This is a genomic window from Cupriavidus sp. 05N39 (assembly GCF_056397325.1).
The window spans coordinates 1-371 of record NZ_JBFTNE010000401.1 but is presented as its reverse complement, the minus strand read 5'-3'; the positions used below and the strand labels follow the sequence as shown (position 1 = coordinate 371).

Below are 371 nucleotides of genomic sequence, written 5' to 3'. Positions count from 1 at the left end.
GTAGATGTCCTCGTAATCGCGCGCATCCAGCCCGTTGCGCTTGCGGTACTCGATGCTGGTGCGCAGGTCCATCGCGGTCAGGTTGCGCGGCTTGGATATGCCGCTGGCCAGCGCCGCCGCATCCAGCCGTGAATTCCACGGCTCGGACTCGACCGTTTCACGCGTGGCCGAACGCTCGCCAAAGGTATCCCGGCGCACTTTCTTCAGCACCCAGCCATCACTGCCATGCTCGGCCGACCCGGCATAGGTCAACGAGGCAAGCCGGCCATCGTCGCCGATCTTGTACAGGCGCACGTCGCGCAGCACCAGCTTGGTCCCGCCACCGGGCAACAGCTGCTCATCGCCCGCGCCGGCATTGAGGAACGTATCGC

1 protein-coding gene is annotated in these 371 nt (G+C 65.5%); it reads right to left on the bottom strand.

The genetic code is table 11. The annotated features are described in order from the left end of the window. The coding region (locus tag AC1DN0_RS41900) for an LptF/LptG family permease (RefSeq protein ID WP_477146729.1) at positions 1-371 on the bottom strand (371 nt) is incomplete at both ends.